The sequence below is a fragment of the Streptomyces sp. NPDC006798 genome, from assembly GCF_040635975.1.
In the GTDB taxonomy this organism is placed as follows: Bacteria; Actinomycetota; Actinomycetes; order Streptomycetales; family Streptomycetaceae; genus Streptomyces.
The window spans coordinates 40437-57315 of sequence record NZ_JBEYIS010000016.1; the positions used below are offsets into that span (position 1 = coordinate 40437).

Annotated in this window: 14 protein-coding genes; 7 read left to right on the forward strand and 7 right to left on the reverse strand. The window is 72.1% G+C overall.

Annotated features, from left to right (window positions below; all coding sequences use genetic code 11):
• Nucleotides 1-32 precede the first annotated feature (32 nt).
• Nucleotides 33-1385, forward strand: a complete 1353-nt coding sequence (locus ABZ714_RS13605; RefSeq protein ID WP_358825365.1) for a transcriptional regulator — start codon at nt 33-35, stop codon at nt 1383-1385.
• A gap of 11 nt (nt 1386-1396) precedes the next feature.
• Here the strand turns inward: ABZ714_RS13605 and ABZ714_RS13610 are convergent, their stop codons facing one another.
• Together ABZ714_RS13610 and ABZ714_RS13615 are read right to left on the reverse strand one after the other, a co-directional pair.
• The gene (locus ABZ714_RS13610; RefSeq protein WP_358825366.1) at nt 1397-2092 is read right to left on the reverse strand and encodes a response regulator transcription factor; all 696 of its coding nucleotides are present in this window, start codon (nt 2090-2092) and stop codon (nt 1397-1399) included.
• Nucleotides 2093-2193: 101 nt separating this feature from the next.
• Nucleotides 2194-3393, reverse strand: coding sequence for a sensor histidine kinase (locus tag ABZ714_RS13615; RefSeq protein WP_358825367.1), 1200 nt, complete (start codon nt 3391-3393; stop codon nt 2194-2196).
• Between the two features lie 90 nt (nt 3394-3483).
• On the opposite strand from ABZ714_RS13615, the gene ABZ714_RS13620 reads away from it, so the two are divergent.
• Complete coding sequence (locus ABZ714_RS13620; protein ID WP_358825368.1) at nt 3484-4557, forward strand: SAM-dependent methyltransferase; 1074 nt, start codon at nt 3484-3486, stop codon at nt 4555-4557.
• A gap of 67 nt (nt 4558-4624) precedes the next feature.
• On the forward strand, nt 4625-5767 hold the full coding sequence (locus ABZ714_RS13625; RefSeq protein WP_358825369.1) for an NADH-quinone oxidoreductase subunit D: 1143 nt from the start codon (nt 4625-4627) through the stop codon (nt 5765-5767).
• A 106-nt stretch (nt 5768-5873) separates the two neighbouring features.
• Here the strand turns inward: ABZ714_RS13625 and ABZ714_RS13630 are convergent, their stop codons facing one another.
• The 4 genes from ABZ714_RS13630 to ABZ714_RS13645 form a co-directional block, all read right to left on the reverse strand.
• Nucleotides 5874-7418, reverse strand: coding sequence for a hypothetical protein (locus tag ABZ714_RS13630; protein ID WP_358825370.1), 1545 nt, complete (start codon nt 7416-7418; stop codon nt 5874-5876).
• Nucleotides 7419-7833: 415 nt separating this feature from the next.
• A complete protein-coding gene (locus ABZ714_RS13635) occupies nt 7834-8757 on the reverse strand; it encodes an ABC transporter substrate-binding protein (RefSeq protein ID WP_358825450.1) in 924 nt (307 codons plus the stop codon).
• 247 nt (nt 8758-9004) lie between these two features.
• A complete protein-coding gene (locus ABZ714_RS13640; protein ID WP_358825371.1) occupies nt 9005-9724 on the reverse strand; it encodes an ABC transporter permease in 720 nt (239 codons plus the stop codon).
• Nucleotides 9724-10536, reverse strand: coding sequence for an ABC transporter permease (locus tag ABZ714_RS13645; RefSeq protein ID WP_358825372.1), 813 nt, complete (start codon nt 10534-10536; stop codon nt 9724-9726). The genes ABZ714_RS13640 and ABZ714_RS13645 overlap by 1 nt, the downstream gene beginning before the upstream one ends.
• A 138-nt stretch (nt 10537-10674) precedes the next feature.
• On the opposite strand from ABZ714_RS13645, the gene ABZ714_RS13650 reads away from it, so the two are divergent.
• Nucleotides 10675-11862 carry a betaine/proline/choline family ABC transporter ATP-binding protein gene (locus tag ABZ714_RS13650; protein ID WP_358825373.1) on the forward strand — a complete coding sequence of 396 codons (1188 nt, stop codon included), beginning with the start codon at nt 10675-10677 and terminating at the stop codon, nt 11860-11862.
• A gap of 99 nt (nt 11863-11961) precedes the next feature.
• Here ABZ714_RS13650 and ABZ714_RS13655 read toward each other — a convergent pair whose 3' ends face one another.
• Nucleotides 11962-13074 (reverse strand): alpha/beta hydrolase-fold protein, encoded by a 1113-nt coding sequence (locus ABZ714_RS13655; protein WP_358825374.1) that lies wholly within the window; start codon nt 13072-13074, stop codon nt 11962-11964.
• 381 nt (nt 13075-13455) lie between these two features.
• Between ABZ714_RS13655 and ABZ714_RS13660 the strand changes: the two genes are divergently transcribed.
• From ABZ714_RS13660 to ABZ714_RS13670, 3 genes are all read left to right on the forward strand, one after another.
• Nucleotides 13456-15282, forward strand: a complete 1827-nt coding sequence (locus ABZ714_RS13660) for a phosphatidylglycerol lysyltransferase domain-containing protein (RefSeq protein ID WP_358825375.1) — start codon at nt 13456-13458, stop codon at nt 15280-15282.
• 70 nt (nt 15283-15352) lie between these two features.
• On the forward strand, nt 15353-16201 hold the full coding sequence (gene folP / locus ABZ714_RS13665; RefSeq protein ID WP_358825376.1) for a dihydropteroate synthase: 849 nt from the start codon (nt 15353-15355) through the stop codon (nt 16199-16201).
• Complete coding sequence (locus ABZ714_RS13670; protein ID WP_358825377.1) at nt 16198-16779, forward strand: nuclear transport factor 2 family protein; 582 nt, start codon at nt 16198-16200, stop codon at nt 16777-16779. The genes folP and ABZ714_RS13670 overlap by 4 nt, the downstream gene beginning before the upstream one ends.
• Nucleotides 16780-16879 lie beyond the last annotated feature (100 nt).

Below are 16879 nucleotides of genomic sequence, written 5' to 3' on the forward strand. Positions count from 1 at the left end.
CAACTCCCGTACGGGCCTGGCATTCTGAGAATGTGAGCAGCGACAAGCATCCGTTGGCCTATCTGCTGCACCAGCAGGGCTGGTCGGCCAACGACTATCTGGTCCGCTTGGGCGCGGTGCATCAGCGGCTCGGCTACGGCCCGATCGCCCGGGACCGCAAACGCGTCACCCGGTGGACCCGGGGCGGTGTCACCCCGGATACGCACGCCCAGAAGGCGATGGCCGCCCTGCACGGCGTACCGGAGTACGAGATCACCGCCCGCCCCTGGCCGGAGTGGCTCCGCCTCGCCTGCGTCGGCAAGCGACAGTTACTGGACGCCGCCTGGACTCCGGCCACCGCGATCGAACTCCTCGACCACGTCGCCACCGTTGGAGGTTCCATGGACCGCAGAGGATTTCTCGTCGTCTCCGGGATAACCCCCGTACTCGCCGGAATCATCACCGCCGTACCCGCCACCGCCAGCACCCGGGGTCGCCGGATCGGGGCCGCCACCCCCAAGACGTTCGAAAAGTCGCTGGCGATCCTCCGGCGGCAGGACGACCAGTTCGGTTCGGGCCGGGTCCACGCGTCCGCCCACGCCCAGCTCCAGTTGATCGTCGGGACCCTGAAGACCTCGTCGTACACGGAGAAGACCGGACGCCGGTTGTACGGCGCCGCCGCCGAGGCCGGTCGGATCTGCGGCTGGACCGCCTACGACTCGGGGCGCCACGGCCTCGCCGAGGAGTACTTCCTGGCCGCCCTGCGCGCGGCCACCTCCGCCGACGACCCCGTGGTCACCGCCAACATCCTCGCCTTCTGGGCCGGGCTCCGGTACTCCGCGGGAGATCCGCGCGGCGGCGCCGACCTCGCGACGGCCGGGGCGGACGCGGCCCGCCGGACCGGGTCGCCCAGGATGAACGCGCTGCTGTACGCCTCACGCGCCAGGGCCCACTCACGTGCCGGTCGCGTTCGCGAGACGGAGCAGGACATCGACGCGGCGTTCGAGGCGTTCGACCGCTCCCGGGACCGTACGGATGATCCCGATTGCGTGTACTGGGTGACATCGGACGAGTTGCATATGAAGGCGGGGAGCTGCGAACTCTCCTTGGGGCGTCCCAACCGGGCGCTCTCCCGGTTCGCCCAGGCTTCGGCGGATCTGCGGAGCACAGCCGCCTTCCAGGACGGCTTCCCTCGGGACGCCGCCATCTACCTCATCCGGGAAGGCCAGGCCAGGGCCGATCTGGGCGATCTGGACGGCGCCGTGGACGCGGGGCAGCGGGCCGTCGAGTGCCTGGGGGGCGTCTCGTCCGCACGCGGCAGCACCAGCCTCACCGAGCTGCGGACCCGGCTCGACGGACACCGGAACGTCCCCCTCGTCCGGGACTTCCTGGCCCGGACCGCCTGACAGAAGCAGGCTCAGCGCCCGGCGGTCGGCCCGGCCCCCGGGCCGCCGCCCGCGCGGACGAGGCCGGACTCGTAGGCGAGGACCACGACCTGGACCCGGTCGCGCAGGCCGAGCTTGGTGAGGATGCGGCCCACATGGGTCTTGACCGTGGCCTCGGAGAGGACCAGACGGGCGGCGATCTCCCCGTTGGAGAGGCCCTGCGCGACCAGGAGCATGACCTCGCGTTCGCGTTCGGTGAGGCGGGTCAGTTCCTTGTCGGCGGGTTCCGTGCCCCGGCTGGGGAGCATCGGGGAGAAGCGGTCCAGCAGCCGGCGGGTGGTCGAGGGGGCGACGACCGCGTCGCCGCTGTGGACCGAGCGGATCGCGGCCAGGAGTTCCCCGGGCGGCACGTCCTTGAGCATGAAGCCGCTCGCCCCGGCCTTGAGGCCGGAGAAGGCGTACTCGTCGAGGTCGAAGGTGGTGAGGATCAGCACCTTGGGCGGTTCGGGTTCGGCGCAGATCCGGCGGGTGGCCTCGACGCCGTCGAGGCGCGGCATCCGGACGTCCATCAGGACCACGTCGACCGCCGTGGACCGCAGGATCTCGATCGCCTCCGCGCCGTCGCCCGCCTCCGCGACGACCTCCATGTCCGGCTGGGCGGCGAGCACCATCCGGAACCCGGTCCGCAGGAGTACCTGATCGTCGACGAGCATCACCCGGATGGACATATCAGCAAGATCCTCTGTCTGTTGTGAAGGAAGTTCGGACGGGAGGAGGGAGGAGGGAGGAGGGAGGAGGGCAGGACGGGCAGGAGGGGCGGGAGGGAAGGTCAGGCCGTCTTCAGCGGCAGCAGCGCGCTGATCCGGAAGCCGCCGCCGGGCCGGGGCCCGGCGTCCAGCGTGCCGCCGACCATACCGACCCGCTCCCGCATGCCGATCAGCCCGTGGCCCTGCCCGTCCGCGCCGCCGTCCTCGTACAGCTCGTGGGCCGCGCCCCGGCCGTCGTCCTCGACGAGCAGTCCGAGCCCGTCGTCGAAGTAGACCAGCCGGACACTGGCCCCGGCCTCGGGCCCGCCGTGCTTGCGGGTGTTGGTGAGGGCTTCCTGGACGATCCGGTACGCGGTCAGCTCGACGCCGCTGGGCAGCGGGCGCGGGGTGCCCTCGATCCTGAAGTCGACGGTCAGTCCGGAGCCGCGGACCTGTTCCACCAGGTCCTCTATCTGCTGGACGTCGGGCTGCGGCACGTACTCGCCGCTCTCCGGGTCGTCACCGGTCCGCAGCACCCCGAGCAGCCGCCGCATCTCGGCCAGCGCCTGCCGGCCGGTGGTGGAGATCGTCTCCAGCGCCTGCTTGGCCTGGTCGGGGGCGGCGTCGAGGACATAGGCGGCGCCGTCGGCCTGGACGACCATCACGGAGACGTTGTGCGCGACCACGTCGTGCAGCTCACGGGCGATCCGGGCCCGCTCGGCGGCGACCGCGACCTTCGACTGGGCCTCCCGCTCCCGCTCCAGCCGCCGGGCCCGCTCCTCCAGCTGGGCGAAGTAGGCCCGCCGGGTCCTGACCGAGTCGCCGAGGACCCAGGCCAGGGCGAACGGCACGGTCAGGATGATCGTGAGGAAGATCTGGCCGAGCGCCGTGGTGTCCGGATAGGGCCAGCGGATCATCGACAGCGTGGCCGCGCTCAGCCCGCCGATCAGGGCGAGCCGGGACGCCCACCGCGAGGCGGACTGCGCCACGACCGTATAGATGATCACCAGCATGGCGAAGTTGCCGGGGCCGGTCTGGACGTCGGTGATCAGCTGGAGTACGCCCAGTACGGCGGCGAGGACCAGCATCTTCTCGGGCGCCTTCCGGCGCAGCGCGACGACGAGACTCAGCCCGACGCCGATCGGGAGCGCGAGCCAGGACTGCCGCCCGTCCACCGTGCCCGGTTCGATCCACGCCACGACGGACATCCCCAGGAGGACGACCGCCCAGAAGCAGTCGACACCCGTGGGGTGCCTGCGGAGAAAGTCATAAAGGCGCTGCACGTAACCCAGCGTAGGGAAGACCGGCAGGTGTAGGGGTCAACCGCCAGAGCGATCCCGGCAACGGAGGCATACTCCGCAAGGTGGAGACTGATGGTCGTGGCGGACGAGGAGACGATCGATGTGACGGCCGGGACTCCTGGCGATTCCCCTGGTCAGAGGGGTGATGGCGGGGGCTGCGCGCCCGCCGGGGCGAGGGGCTGGCGGGTCGCCGCCGAGCACGCGCTGTACGGGCCCGGCGGCTTCTATCTGCGGCCCGAGGGCCCGGCCGGGCACTTCCGTACGTCGGTCCACGCGTCGCCCCTGTTCGCCGCCGCCGTCGCCCGGCTGCTGGTGGAGACGGCGGCGGAGCTGGGGCCCGGCGCCGGGGTGCCCGCCTTCGTCGATCTGGGCGCGGGCCGCGGTGAGCTGGTGTCCGGTGTCCTCGACGCCCTTCCTGAGGGGTTCGCGGTACGGGCCTACGCCGTCGAACGCGCCGCCCGTCCGGCCGGGCTCGACCCCCGGATCAGCTGGGTGGCGGCCCCGCCCGCCGGGGTGAGCGGGCTCCTCTTCGCGAACGAGTGGCTGGACAACGTGCCCGTTGACGTCGCCGAGGCGGACGCCGACGGCGTACCCCGGCTGGTCCTCGTCGAGCCGGACGGCACCGAGCACCTCGGGCCGCCCGTCACCGGCCCGGACGCCGACTGGCTGGCCCGCTGGTGGCCGTCGGCCGGGCCCGGTACGCGGGCCGAGATCGGGCGGCCCCGGGACGAGGCGTGGGCCGCGGCGGTCGGCACCCTGCGGGCCGGGCTGGCGGTCGCCGTCGACTACGGGCACACCGCCGCGGCCAGGCCGCCGTACGGCACGCTGACCGGGTTCCGGGCCGGGCGGGAGGTGCCTCCGGTGCCCGACGGCGAACGGGATCTGACCGCGCACGTCGCCATGGACGCCTGCCGGGACGCCTGCGCGGACGCGCACGGGCTCCCGGGAGCGACGCTCACCTCGCAACGGGACGCCCTGTCGGCCCTCGGGGTGGTCGCGGACCGGCCGCCGCTCGCCCTGGCGTCGTCGGACCCGGTGGCGTATCTGCGGGCGCTGTCGGCGGCGGGCGAGGCGGGCGAACTGCTGGCCAGGGGCGGCCTCGGGGACTTCCGCTGGCTGCGTCAGCCCGTACCGCCGCGACGGTAGGCGGCGGAGCCCGGGCGGCCGTGAGGGCACGGGCCGGGCCGGGGGCGGGCCGGGGGATACTGAGCCCATGACGGAGACCACGTTCAGCCTCGGCGGGGCCGCGGACAGTACCGACATGGTGCTCAACATCGGGCCGCAGCACCCGTCGACCCACGGGGTGCTCCGGCTCCGTCTGGTGCTGGACGGCGAGGTCATCCGGTCCGCCGAGCCCGTCGTCGGCTATATGCACCGGGGGGCGGAGAAGCTCTTCGAGGCCCGGGACTACCGCCAGATCATCATGCTCGCCAACCGGCACGACTGGCTCTCCGCGTTCTCCAACGAGCTGGGCGTGGTGATGGCCGTCGAGCGGATGCTGGGGATGGAGGTCCCGGAGCGCGCGGTCTGGATCCGGACCCTGCTCGCCGAGTTGAACCGGGTCCTGAACCATCTGATGTTCCTCGGCTCCTACCCGCTGGAGCTCGGCGGGATCACCCCCGTCTTCCACGCGTTCCGGGAGCGCGAGGAGTTGCAGGCCGTGATGGAGGAGGTCTCCGGCGGCCGGATGCACTACATGTTCAACCGGGTCGGCGGGTTGAAGGAGGACCTGCCCGCGGGCTGGGCGGACCGGGTCCGGCGGGCCGTGGCGGACGTACGGTCCCGGATGGACGTCTACGACCGGCTGGTCCTCGGCAACGAGATCTTCCGGGGCCGGACCCGGGGCGTCGGCGTACTGAGCGCGGAGGCGGTGCACGCGTACGGGGTCAGCGGGCCCATCGCCCGCGCCTCCGGCGTCGACTTCGACCTGCGGCGGGACGAGCCGTATCTGGCGTACGGGGAGCTGGGCGGCGTACTGAAGGTGGTGACCCGGCCCGACGGGGACTGCCTGGCCCGCTTCGAGGTACTGCTGGACCAGACCCACAACTCCCTCGACCTGGCCGACGCCTGTCTCGACCGGCTGGCAAAGCTGCCGCCGGGGCCGGTCAACCAGCGGCTGCCGAAGGTACTGAAGGCGCCGGAGGGGCAGACGTACGCCTGGACCGAGAACCCGCTCGGGATCAACGGCTACTACCTGGTCTCCAAGGGCGAGAAGACGCCCTACCGGCTGAAACTGCGCTCGGCGTCGTTCAACAACATCCAGGCGCTGGCCGTACTGCTGCCGGGGACGCTGGTCGCGGACATGGTGGCGATCCTGGGATCGCTGTTCTTCGTCGTCGGCGACATCGACAAGTAACGCCGAACAACCGCTGACCGGTACGGAAACACCGCCGCCCGGCTCCTCTTCTCGAGGAGCCGGGCGGCGGATCGTCTTCTGTCGGCCGGACGGGCCGGGCGGACTGTTACGAGCTGAGCGCGTCGCGCAGTCCGGTCATGTCCAGCTTCTCGGTCTCGTCGTGCGCGGTGAGATCGATGACCTGGCTCACCGGGGCCCGGGCGCCGGTGTGCTGGCGGTGCTCGGCGAGGGCTTCCTCGCCGACGACATCGGCGAGATCGGACCGCTGGGCCGCCGCGATCGCCAGATCCTCGGGGGACTCGGCCGCCTCGCCGGTGGCCGCCGGGGCGGCGGCGGTGCCGGAGGGCTGCTGCCCGGGGGCGCCGGTGCCGAAGAAGTCGAAACCGCCCTCGGGCCGCCGGGCGGGAGTACCGGTCGTACGGCGCGGACCGTACGGGGCGATCGCCGCGGGCGCGGCCACCCCGGGGCCCGGCCCGATCGCCCGGACGGTCCGCCCGGCGGGAGGCCGGGGCAGGGCTTTCGGGCCGTCGTGCGCGGCGGCGTCGGCACCCGCCGGAAGCGGGGCCGCCGGTACGGGGGCCTTCGCCCCGGGCGGCACCGGAACCGGCGCAGGGGCAGGAGCCGGGGCAAAAACAGGAGCAGGGGCCGCCGGGGCGGAAGCGACCGGGGCGGGGGCCATCCCTCCGGGCGGCACCGGCACGGGCGTCATCCCAGCGGGCGGCACCGACGTCATCGGCGCGGGCGCCGGAGCGCCGTTCACCGCCGCGGCCACGGCGACCGCGCCGCTCGTCACCACACCCGTCGTACTGGTCGTGGGACCGGCCGGGCCGCGCTCGGCGGGCCCGGCGGCCGAAGCCGGCTCCGAGGGGCCGTCGGCACTGCCCCCGCTCGCCGCACCGGACCCCGTATCGGTCTTCGCCGCGGTACCGGTCCCGGCGGGCGCCTTGCCGCCGCCCGGACCTCCGCCGGGGCCACCGGGACCACCGGGGCCGCCCGGGCCGCCGCCGTCGGTCCGGTCGTCGTCCGGCCGGGGCGTATCCGGCGTCTGCCCGGCCGCCGTACGGTCCTTCTGGTCCGCCGCGTTACGGGCCAGCGCGTCCAGGGCCCGGGCCGCGCGCAGATACAGCGCCGGCGTCGGCGCCGCCCCGGCACCGGCCCCTGTCAGCGCCTTCGGCTTCGTCTTCGTCCCGGCCGACGGCGGTTCGGAGGTCCGCTTGCGGCGGCCCTCCAGCGCGCTGGCCCGGCCCGTCTCCGCCGCCGCGTACCGGCGCAGGAGTTCGGCGTGCTCATTGCGGAGGTTGGCCAGTTCGACCCGCTTGGCCCGGAGTTTGGTCTCCAGCTTGGCCCGCCGCTCGCGGATCTCCTCCGCCTCGGACTCCAGCTCGGCTATTCGCTCCTCACTGCGCCAGGCGTCGCTCGCCCGGCCCCGGGTGAGATCGGCGACCCGGAGGCCCGCCGCCCGGTCCCACCGGCGCATCAGCACCGCCCCGGTCACGGCGGCGGCAGCGGCGACCGCGGCCAGCGACCGCAGCAGCAGCGGATCGGTGAGGAACCACGCGCCTGCGGCGCTCAGCACCGAAGCTCCGGCCACCGCCGACGGCGGCAGCAGCCTGTGCAGGGGAGGGGAATGGCGGTGACGTCCACGGGGCATGGCCCGAAATTTACCGTGCGTAGACCCCGAATGGGATGGCGGGGTGGACAATTGTCCTGCGCCTAAGCCCGGTCGGCGGCCGAAGGCCCAGGATTCGACGGTGCCGCCCGGGCCGGGAAGTTCCGAACTCCCCCGTGGCACCCGGTTCCACCGGTCCGCCGGTTCTTCACCGCCCCTTCACGGCACTTCATCAGATGGTTCCGATACCTCCGCCCGGCTTACCGCCGTCCCGTAACGGACCCCGATACGGAGCCCGTTGCGGAGTCCGTTACGGCGGTGGTTACGGACGCCGTAACGGAACCCCATAACGAGGCCGCGTATCGGGAACCGTTACGGAACCCGTTACGGGCGGGATACCCGGGGCGAGTGGTGCCCCGGGTACGCCGTCTCCGGCAATCCCGGCCGCGCGCCGCCGCTACTTCTTCAGCAGCGACTTGGACGTCAGATACTCCTTCGCCACATCCCCGGGCTTGGCCCGCTCGGAGTCCACCTTGCGGTTGAGGGCGGCCAGGTCCTCGGTGGTGAGGACCTTCGTCAGCCGGTCGAGGGCGGCGGCTATCCCGGGGTCGCCCGCGTCCTTCGCGTTCACCACGGGCAGGACGTTGTCGGCGTTCTGGAGCTTCTTGTCGTCCGCGAGGAAGACCAGTCCGTCCATCACGGCGTCCGTCGTGGTGGTGAGCACGAGCTGCGCGTCGCCGTCCCTCACCGCCTGCTTGGACTGCGGGGTGCCTACGCCCTTGGGGTCGATACCGGTGACGTCGATGCCGTACGTCTTCTTCAGACCGGGCGCGCAGAAGATCCGTACGGCGCACTCGTCACCGGCCGCGATCCGTACCCCCAGCTTCGCCCGGCCCAGATCGGAAAGGGTCTTGAGGTTGTTCTTCTCCGCGAATTCGGTACTCACCGCGAAGGCGTTCTGATCGACCGCGCCACCGGCCGGGAGGACCTTCAGACCGCGCGGTTCGGCCAGCTCGGTGAGGGCGGCCACGGTGGCCGTCACATCGTTGGAGGCGACCGGCTTCTCCTCGGCCGCCTTCGGCCCGTTCACCTTCGCGTTCAGGAATTCGGCGAGGGTCGCCGCGTATTCCGGGACGATGTCGATCTCGCCCTTCTCCAGCGATGGTTCGTACAGCTCCCGGTTCTTCACCGTCGTGACGGAGGTCTTATAACCGTGCTCCGCGAGGAGTTGGGCATACAGCTCGGCCAGGATCTTCGACTCGGTGAACGCGGCGGCCCCCACCACGAGGGATCCCTTTCCGCCCGAACCGTCCTTCGACTTCTCCAGGCTGTCGCCGTCACCGCAGGCGGCGAGGGTGCCCGCGAGCGCCAGCGCCGTCATCGCGGCGGCGGCACCCTGGAAAGCCTTCACGGACTTGATGGACTTGATGGACTTGATGGACTTCGAGGACATGGGTGTTTCTCCGTTCGGACGGCCGCGGCCCGGACCGGACGCGGCGGATGGGGCGGTTGAAAGCCGGATACCACCGGATGGAGCCGAATGGGGCCGGACAGGGCTGGACGGGACGAATGGAACCGGATGGGGCCGGACTGACGGCCGGGGCCGGGCCACCCGGGCGGCAGGTCGCTCAGCCGCCCGCGCCCGCCGGGGCGGGGCGGCGGTCCGCCGTACGCCGGGCCCGGCGGCGCGCGGCCCCCGGGTCGACCAGCCGGTCCAGCCCGATCAGCGCCCCCTCGACGGCCAGCGCGAGCAGCGCCGCGAGCAGCGCCCCGGCCACGACCTGCGGGGTGTTGTAGGTGTTGAACCCGGCGGTGATGATCCGGCCGAGGCCGCCCTGTCCGACCATGGAGGCGATGGTGGCGGTGGCCACCACCTGGACGGCGGCGGACCGGATGCCGGTCATCAGCAGGGGATAGGCCAGCGGAAGCTCGACCCGGCGGAAGATCTGCGGGCCGGACATCCCCATACCGCGCGCGGCCTCGACGACCGCCCGGTCCACCTCCCGCATGCCGATATAGGCGTTGGTCAGCAGCGGCGGGACGGCGAAGAGGACCAGGGCGATGATCGTCGGCAGATAGCCCTCGCTCCGCAGCGGGGTGAGCATCAGCAGCGCCAGCACCGCGAAGACCGGGATCGCCCGCCCGGCGTTGGAGAGATTGACCGCGAGCGCGCCGCCGCGCCCGATGTGGCCGAGCCAGAAGGCGATCGGCAGGGCGATCGCACAGGCGACGGCGAGAGCGACCCCGCTGACGTACATATGCTCGCCCAGCCGGTGCCAGACGCCGCTCTCCCCGGACCAGTTGGATCCGGTGGCGAGCCAGGTCCACGCATCGGCCACGACCCCCATCAGGCCCCCTCCCCCACAGGCTGTATTCGGGAACCGGACGGCCCGCCGGCCGTATTCCCCGTAGTCCCCGTAGTCCCTGTACTCCCTGTACTCCCCGCGTTCCCCTTGCCGCCGCCGCTCCGGCCGCGCCGGGGGCTCCTCGTCCACGGCGTCAGCAGCCGCTGGATCCCGAGCAGCAGCAGATCGGCGATCACGGCGAGCAGCACACAGAGCACCGACGCGGTCAGTACCTGGGCCTTGAAGGTGGTCTGCACGCCCTCGTCGATCAGATTGCCCAGACCGCCCTTGCCGACCAGGGCGCCGACAGTGGTCAGCGCGATCGTCGACACCGTCGCCATCCGCAGCCCGGCCATCAGCGCCGGTATCGCCAGCGGCAGTTCGACCTCCCAGAGCAGCCGCCCCGGCCCGTATCCCATCCCCCGGGCGGCCTCCCGCGCCTCGGCGGGCACGGCGGCCAGTCCGGCCAGGATGTTCCGGACCAGGATCGTCAGCGAATAGAGCACCAGGCCGGTGACGACGAGGGCGGCCGAGAGGCCGAAGACCGGCAGCAGCAGCGAGAACATCGCCAGCGACGGAATCGTGTACAGCAGGGTCGTCAGGCCGAGGACGGGGCCGGTGAAGGCCGGTTTCGCCCGGGCCAGCAGGGCGAGCGGAAAGGCGACAGCGAGCCCGATCAGCACGGAGACGACGGTGATCCAGACATGCTCGGCCGTGGCGTCCGTCAGCTCCTGGCTCCGGGAGCGCAGATACTCCCCGCAGATCCAGTCATTGGCCGCCAGACAGCTCTGGCCCGCGGCCGTGCCGATACTCATGCTCCCCCACCTCCCCGTCGGCGCCGAACCTATGTCTGGTGCCCGGAAACGACCCTAACTCCCGCCACTGACAATCGCCCGGGGGTATCCCACAGCGGCAACATGGGCTTCACAGACCACCCGGCACAATGGGGAACCATGATCCGTTTCGAGCACGTCACCAAGCGGTATCCGGACGGCACGACGGCCGTCGACGATCTGTCGTTCGAGGTGAACCAGGGCGAACTGATCACGCTCGTCGGCCCGTCCGGCTGCGGCAAGACCACCACGATGAAGATGGTGAACCGGCTGATCGAGCCGACCTCCGGCCGGATACTCCTCGACGGCGAGGACATATCCACCGTCGATCCCGTCCGGCTGCGCCGCCGGATCGGCTATGTCATCCAGCAGGTCGGGCTGTTCCCGCACAAGACCGTCCTCGACAACACGGCGACCGTCCCCCATCTGCTGAACTGGTCCCGCGAGAAGGCCAGGGCCCGGGCCGCCGAACTCCTCGACCTGGTCGGGCTCGACCCGTCCGTACACGGCGACCGCTACCCCGACCAGCTCTCCGGCGGCCAGCGCCAGCGCGTCGGGGTGGCCCGCGCGCTGGCCGCCGATCCGCCGGTGCTGCTGATGGACGAGCCGTTCGGCGCGGTCGACCCGGTGGTCCGCGAGCACCTCCAGAACGAGTTCCTGCGGCTCCAGTCCCAGGTCCGCAAGACGGTGCTCTTCGTCACGCACGACATCGAGGAGGCCGTCCGGCTCGGGGACCGGATCGCCGTCTACGGCGCCGGGCGGATCGAGCAGTTCGACGCGCCCGCGGCGGTGCTGGGCGCGCCCGCGACGCCGTACGTCGCCGATTTCGTCGGCGCCGACCGGGGGTTGAAGCGGCTCTCCGTCACCCCGATCGAGGAGGGCGATCTGGAGCAGCCGCCGGTGGTCCGGCTGGACGATCCGCTCCCCGTCGACCTGGGCGCGCGCTGGGCCGTCGTCCTCGACGCCGAGGGCGCCCTGCACGGCTGGATCCCGGCTGAGCCCGCCGGGACGGGCCCCTCCGGCGCGCGGGGCACCGTACGGGACCACGCCCGCCGGATGGAGGCGTGGCTGCCGCTGGGCGCGTCCCTGAAGCAGGCTTTCGCCACCATGCTCCAGCACGACGCGGGCTGGATCGCGGTGATCGACAAGGAGTCGGAGGGACGTTTCCTCGGGGTCCTGACCCCGGCCCGGCTGCACGAGGCGCTGCGCCGCTCCATCGACGCGGACGGGCGGGACGTGCCGCGTACGGAGGTCGATCTGGAGTCCGTCGACGCGCTCCCGGACCCGTCCGCGCCGCGCCGCCCGTAACCCCGACCGCCCCCGCCCCGTAGCCCTGTTTCGTACGCGGCCCCGCGCGCCCGGACCGGGAGGGTCCGGCCGCGCGGGGCCGCGTACGGGGTACGGAGGTCAGGCGGAGGTGAGCCGTCCGCTCAGCCACTCCAGCGCCGGGGGGATCTCCCGCTTCCAGGTGGTGAAGTTGTGGCCGCCGCTGTCCAGCAGGATCGACGAGACCCGGGCGGGCGGCCGGACCTTCTCGATGAAGCGGAGGGTGTCCTTCAGATTGGGCTCGCCCTTCTTGGAGGAGGTGACCAGGAAGGACGTCTTCGCGGGCGGCTTGTTGTCCAGGCTCCACAGCAGGTTCGAGCGCTGCCGCAGCTCCTTCTTCCCCTGGAACAGATCGCCGGTCGTCCGGTCCTCGGCCGCCTCGTAGTAGGCGGAGAGCCCGGCCCCGGCCGCGAAACGGTCGGGGTGGTGGAGCGCGATCTTCAGTGAGCAGTAGCCGCCGGTGGAATTGCCGATGATGCCCCAGTTCGCGGAGCCGGTGCCGACCCGGTAGACACCGGAGACCGCGGCGGGCAGATCGTCGGCGAAGAACGTCTCGGTCTGCGGCCCGCCCGGAATGTCGACGCATTCGGTGTCCCGGGGCGGTGCCACGGTCGGCCGCAGCATCACCAGCACCATCGGCTGGATCTTCCTCTTGGCCGCCAGTTCGTGTGCGGTCCTCGGATACTTCAGCGCCTTGATCAGGTTCTCGGCGGTGCCGGGATAGCCGGTGAGGACGATCGCGGCCGGAAAGCGCTTCTCCGCGTACTGGGGCTGGAAGTACTCGGGCGGCAGATAGACATAGGCCGGGCTCTTGATCGCGGACTTCTCGCCCTCGACGGCGATCTTCTGGATCTGGCCGCCCCGCTCGGGCCGGTCGCCGCCGGGGACGTCGAGCCGCTGGGTGCCCATCACCTTGATCCGCTTGCCGCCCGCCGAGTGGTCCACGACCACTCCGAGGTCCTGCTGCTTGCCGAAGAGGTCGGCCCAGGATCCGTAGAAGAGGAACGCGTTGTTCGCCACCAGGCCGACGGAGGCGAAGATCGCCAGTTGGGTGGCGAGCAGCAGGGCGACCCGGCCGGTGACAGCACGCCAGGTTCTGCCCGCGAGCCGGGGCCACAGCCAGATCGTCGAGGCGAACAGCACGACGGCCGCTACGACCGCCATGACCAGGACCGCAGTACTGGTCAGACCCATGGGAGGGCCCTTCCTTGTCGGGGGTCCCGACAGCCGGGACCGGCGAAATGTTCAGATTCCCCGGACAGGAAGGAACCCGTCCAGGAGGACTTTCGTCCTACAGGGCGCACATCGCCCGAGCCGTCCGACCAACGGCTCACCGGCGGAAGAAACTCTCGCGAAACAGAACGAGCACGAGAAGTACCGGAGCACAGTACTGCCATGTCCGTATCCCTAGATGGTGATAAATCGCCTTCGGTTCCCCGGCCGTCAGATCGGAATCAGGACGGACGGAACCTGGACGAACGGTCCGGAACCACTCCGGACCGGAGTACCGGATCACCGGGACAGGGGACGAGGGGCACCGAGACGGGGGCGGAGAAGACCATGAGGAAACGGGCGATGAGGGAACGAATACAGCGGGTGGCGGACGGCGTACGGCGGATTCCGTTCGGTCCCCGCCCGGAGTCCGTACCCGCGTTCGTCGGGACGGCGTGCACCCTCGTCGGGCTGATCGACATCGCCTCCGGGATCGTGCCGCGGTTCCGCCACAGCAGCGCCCATGCCCTCGTCGAGGTCCTGCCGGGCGCGACCGGCCCCTTCGCCGCCGCCCTCTCCCTCGGGGTCGGCGTACTGCTCCTGCTGCTCGCGCACGGCCTCAAGCGGCACAAGCGGCGGGCCTGGCGGGCGGCGGTGATCCTGCTCCCGGTGGGCGCCTTCGTCCAGTACGCGTACCGCGAGTCCGTCGTCGGAGTGGCGGTCTCCCTGCTGGTGCTGGCGCTGCTGCTGCGCCACCGGGCCCAGTTCTCGGCCCTGCCCGACCCGCGCAGCCGCTGGAAGGCGCTGGCCAATTTCGTGGTGATGAGCGCCGGATCGATCGGCCTCGGCCTGGTCGTGGTCAGCGCCCACCCCGACAACGAGCTGGGCAACCCCGGCATCGCCGACCGGCTGGAACACACGCTCTACGGCCTCTTCGGCTTCGAGGGCCCGATCGCCTACGCGGGCGACGACTCCTGGACCGTCGGCTACTCACTCGGCGCGCTCGGCCTGCTGACCGCCGTCACCACCATCTACTTCGCCTTCCGGCCCGAGCACCCCACCGCCCGGCTCACCGAGGAGGACGAGCGGAAGCTGCGCGAACTGCTCGACCGGCACGGCGCCCGCGACTCCCTCGGCCATTTCGCGCTCCGCCGCGACAAGAGCGTCGTCTTCTCGCCCAGCGGCAAGGCCGCCGTCTGCTACCGGGTGGTGTCCGGGGTGATGCTGGCCAGCGGCGACCCGATCGGCGACGTCGAGGCGTGGCCCGGCGCGATCGAACGCTTCATGGACGAGGCGAAGGCCCACTCCTGGACCCCCGCTGTGATGGGCTGCTCCGAGACAGGCGGCCAGGTGTGGACCCGGGAGACCGGCCTCGACGCGCTGGAGCTGGGCGACGAGGCGGTGGTGGACGTCGCGGATTTCTCCCTCTCCGGGCGCGCCATGCGCAATGTCCGGCAGATGGTCAAGCGCATCGAGCGCAATGGCTACACCACCCGCGTACGACGCGCCCGTGATCTGTCGGAGCCGGAGCTGGCGCAGGTCAGGAAGGCGGCCGAGGAGTGGCGCGGTACGGAGACCGAACGCGGCTTCTCCATGGCGCTCGGCCGGATCGGCGACCCCTCGGACGGCGACGCGGTGATCGCCACCGCCCACAAGGACGACCCGGACTCCCCGTACGGCGATCTGAAGGCGATCATCCACTTCGTTCCGTGGGGGAAGGACGGGATGTCCCTGGAGCTGATGCGGCGCGACCGCTCGGCCGACCCCGGGATGAACGAGCTGCTGATCGTGGCCGCCCTCCAGGCCGCGCCCGGCCTCCGGGTCGAGCGGGTCTCCCTCAACTTCGCGATGTTCCGCTCGGCGCTCGCCCGGGGCGAGAAGATCGGCGCCGGGCCGGTACTGCGGGCCTGGCGGGGGCTGCTGGTCTTCCTCTCCCGCTGGTTCCAGATCGAGTCGCTGTACAAGTTCAACGCCAAGTTCCAGCCACGCTGGGAGCCCCGGTTCGTGGTCTTCCGCAAGTCGGGCGACCTGCCCCGGATCGGCTTTGCCGCGATGCAGGCGGAGGGGTTCGTTCCGCCCGGTCCGCCGCGCCCGTTCGCGGCCCGCAGGCCCCCGCGCCCGGAGCGCCCCTGCACCCATGTGATCCCGGTCACCGCGCGTCCGGCGTCCGGGGTGGGCCGGGCGGCGTAGCCGGGGCGGCCCGCCGGGCGGCGCCCCGGGTGCCGGTCGCGGTCCCGGGGCGCGGGCCTACGCTGGCCCCATGAGTACGTTGCGTGGATTGCCGGAGTGGGACCGCTGTGCGGTCATGGGCGTCGTGAACGTCACCCCGGACTCCTTCTCCGACGGAGGGCGCTGGTTCGACACCACGGCCGCCGTCAAGCGGGGCATAGACCTGGTCGCGGACGGCGCCGACCTGGTGGACGTCGGCGGCGAGTCGACCCGCCCGGGCGCCAGCCGGGTGGACGAGGAGGAGGAGCTGCGGCGGGTGGTCCCCGTCGTCCGCCAGCTCACCGCCGAGGGCGTCACGGTCTCCGTCGACACCATGCGGGCACGCGTCGCCGACCGGGCGGTGGCCGCCGGGGCCGTACTCGTCAACGATGTCAGCGGCGGACTCGCCGACCCGGAAATGGTCCCGGCGGTCGCCGCCGCGGGCGTCCCGTTCGTGGTCATGCACTGGCGTGGTTTCAGCCATGACATGAACAGCCGGGCCGTCTACGGGGACGTCGTCACCGAGGTCGTCGGGGAGCTGCGGACCCGGATGGAGGCCGTCGTGGCGGGCGGGATCCCGCCGGAGCTGATCGTCGTCGACCCCGGGCTCGGCTTCGCCAAGGAGGCCGCCCACGACCTGGCGCTGGTCGCCCGGCTCGACGCCCTGCGGGAGCTGGGCCGCCCGCTGCTGGTCGCCGCCTCCCGTAAGCGGTTCCTGGGCCACGTACTGGCCGGGGACACCAAGGACGGGCTGCCGCCGCGCGCCCGGGAGCGGGACGCCGCCACGGCGGCGATCTCGGCGATCGCCGCGTACGAAGGGGCCTGGGCGGTACGGGTCCACGAGGTCCGGGCCACGGCCGACGCCGTACGGGTCGCCCGCGCCGTCGGGGCCGCCCGGTGACCCCGGGCCCCGGAGCGGGGGGCGCGGACGGCAGCCCGGACGACGGACCGGGCAACGGGCCGGGCGACGGCCCGGAGCGGCGGGAGCAGGGGCCTTCGGGGCAGCCGGGGCCCGCCCTCTCTCAAGAGGCGGCCGACATCGCCGCCGTGACCGCGGCCAATACCGCCTTCTACGAGGCCGTGGAGCGCGGCGACGCCGAGGCCATGGACGAGCTGTGGCTCCTCGACGACGGGGTGTCGTGCGTCCACCCGGGCTGGCCGGTGCTCTCCGGCCGGGGCGAGGTGCTCCGCTCGTACGCGCTGATCATGGCGCATACCGAATACATCCAGTTCTTCCTCACGGACGTCCGGGTCGAGATCGCCGCCGGCACGGCCGTCGTCACCTGTACCGAGAACATCCTCAGCAGCGACCCGGCGGAACCGGCCGACGCCCCGGGGGCCCTGGTCGGCGCGCATGTGGTGGCCACCACGGTCTTCCGGCGCACGGGCGACGACTGGCGGATCTGGTCCCACCACGGATCACCGGTCCTCACCGACGACGCGCCGGGCGGCTCCGGCGACGGCCCGGCGAGTGGCTGATACCGGACGCCGGACACCGCTGGGGGGTACCCGTCCGCGAAGGGTGTCAGTGGGCGCAGGTAGATTCGAATCGGGCGAAGGCGCCCGCCGGGCCCGGTAC

Excerpts from the sequence above, each read along its gene's own strand:
- ABZ714_RS13610 (WP_358825366.1), bottom strand. The coding sequence starts at position 2,092 with ATGTCCATCCGGGTGATGCTCGTCGACGATCAGGTACTCCTGCGGACC.
- ABZ714_RS13620 (WP_358825368.1), top strand. The coding sequence starts at position 3,484 with ATGGTCGTGGCGGACGAGGAGACGATCGATGTGACGGCCGGGACTCCT.
- ABZ714_RS13625 (WP_358825369.1), top strand. The coding sequence starts at position 4,625 with ATGACGGAGACCACGTTCAGCCTCGGCGGGGCCGCGGACAGTACCGAC.
- ABZ714_RS13630 (WP_358825370.1), bottom strand. The coding sequence starts at position 7,418 with ATGCCCCGTGGACGTCACCGCCATTCCCCTCCCCTGCACAGGCTGCTG.
- ABZ714_RS13635 (WP_358825450.1), bottom strand. The coding sequence starts at position 8,757 with ATGACGGCGCTGGCGCTCGCGGGCACCCTCGCCGCCTGCGGTGACGGC.
- ABZ714_RS13640 (WP_358825371.1), bottom strand. The coding sequence starts at position 9,724 with ATGGGGGTCGTGGCCGATGCGTGGACCTGGCTCGCCACCGGATCCAAC.
- ABZ714_RS13645 (WP_358825372.1), bottom strand. The coding sequence starts at position 10,536 with ATGAGTATCGGCACGGCCGCGGGCCAGAGCTGTCTGGCGGCCAATGAC.
- ABZ714_RS13650 (WP_358825373.1), top strand. The coding sequence starts at position 10,675 with ATGATCCGTTTCGAGCACGTCACCAAGCGGTATCCGGACGGCACGACG.
- ABZ714_RS13655 (WP_358825374.1), bottom strand. The coding sequence starts at position 13,074 with ATGGGTCTGACCAGTACTGCGGTCCTGGTCATGGCGGTCGTAGCGGCC.
- ABZ714_RS13660 (WP_358825375.1), top strand. The coding sequence starts at position 13,456 with ATGAGGGAACGAATACAGCGGGTGGCGGACGGCGTACGGCGGATTCCG.
- folP (WP_358825376.1), top strand. The coding sequence starts at position 15,353 with ATGAGTACGTTGCGTGGATTGCCGGAGTGGGACCGCTGTGCGGTCATG.